This is a genomic window from Streptomyces sp. NPDC057623 (assembly GCF_042800355.1).
Classification (GTDB): Bacteria; Actinomycetota; Actinomycetes; order Streptomycetales; family Streptomycetaceae; genus Streptomyces.
Genome location: NZ_JBHVGZ010000180.1, coordinates 1 through 1,495, shown reverse-complemented (window position 1 = coordinate 1,495; position 1,495 = coordinate 1). Strand labels below are relative to the sequence as shown.

1 protein-coding gene is annotated in these 1,495 nt (G+C 68.6%); it reads right to left on the bottom strand.

Annotation, left to right across the window (positions count from 1 at the left end):
* Nucleotides 1-54 precede the first annotated feature (54 nt).
* Nucleotides 55-1,260: an IS110 family transposase gene (locus ACFU95_RS50995; RefSeq protein ID WP_383844798.1), complete on the bottom strand. Its 1,206-nt coding sequence runs from the start codon at nucleotides 1,258-1,260 to the stop codon at nucleotides 55-57.
* Nucleotides 1,261-1,495 lie beyond the last annotated feature (235 nt).

The following is a 1,495-nucleotide window of genomic DNA, read 5'->3' as shown; positions in this document are numbered from 1 at the left end:
GGGGGGTGCCCCTATCTCTTTCGTCAAGGGGCGGGTCGGTTGATTGGTGATGTTTCAGGCGGCTTGGGGGACGGCTTGAGGTTCGAAGAACGTGCCGTCGCGGAGCATCGCGAAGAGCACGTCGACGCGGCGGCGTGCGAGACACATCAGGGCCTGCTTGTGCCGCTTGCCCTCGGCCTTCTTCCGCTCGTAGTAGGCCCGGGAGGCCGGGTCCGACAGCGAGGCGAACGCGGCGAGGAAGAAGGCCCGTTTGAGGTGCTTGTTGCCTCTGCGGGACGGGCTCTCGCCGCGGATCGAGGACCCCGACCGCCTGGTCACCGGAGCGAGCCCGGCATAGGCGGCGAGGTGGCCTGCGGTCGGGAAGGCGGTGCCGTCACCGACGTCGATGAGGATCCTGGCTCCGGTCCTGACGCCTATCCCCGGCATCGACGTCAGGAGCTCGGAAAGAGGGTGCGACTTGAGCAACTCCTCGATGTCCGAGGCCAGTTCCTTGCGCTGGTCGAGCAGGCCGGCCAGGTTCTTCGCGAGCTTGGGCACGATCACCGCGGCCGCGTCGGTGCCCGTGACGACGACGGTCTGCTCGTCGAGTGCGGTGAAGATGTCCTCTACCAGCCGCTCGGCCATCCTGGGCGCCTTCGGCCGCAGCAGCGTGATCAGGCGCCGTCGTCCGGCCTTGCGGATCGCCCTGGGCGAGCCGAACTGTTCCAGCAGCGTGAGCACGGCCGGGTGCTGGATGCGTGGCCCCAGGACCCGTTCGAGGTGCGGGTGGATCTGGGTGAGCAGGCCGCGGAGCCGGTTCGCGACCCGGGTGACCTCGCCCGCGAGGTCGTCGTCGAATCCGACGATCATGTGGAGTTCGGCGATGGTTTCGTCCGTCAGCTCGATCGATCGGAGCGTGTGGGGCATGGTGCGGGCGGCGTCCGCGATGATCGCCGCGTCGCGGGCGTCGGTCTTGCCCTCACCGGGATAGAGGTCCGCGATCCGCCGCATCGTCAGGCCCGGCAGATACGCCACCTCGCAGCCCGCGTCGCGGGCGATGGCCAGTGGCAGAGCACCGATCGAGGCGGGCTGGTCCACGACGACCAGGACCCGGCCGTACTTGGCCGTGAGCTTGTCGAGCATGGCCCGTATCTTCGGCTCGCTGTTCGGCAGCGGCTTGTCGACGACGCTCCTACCGTCCGGCATGAGGCCGGTGGCGTGGTGTTCGCCCTTGCCGACGTCGAGGCCGAGGAAGACGGCCACGTCGCGGATGTCGATCACTTCACTCCTCCTGGGAGGGTCTTGTCTTCCCGGCCAAGGCACGGCGCCGACATCCGGCAACCACGTTACGAAGAGCGTTGCCGGCGGGCCGGCGCTCCTGCCCCTATTAGCGATCTACCGGCGCCTCCCGACCCGGTGACACCACCCCCCGGGTCATGGTCGACAGGGGGCAAAAGTCATGCCGGGCCAGAAGGCCGGGAGCCCCAAGATCGGGGCCGTCTAGAAGGTAACGGGG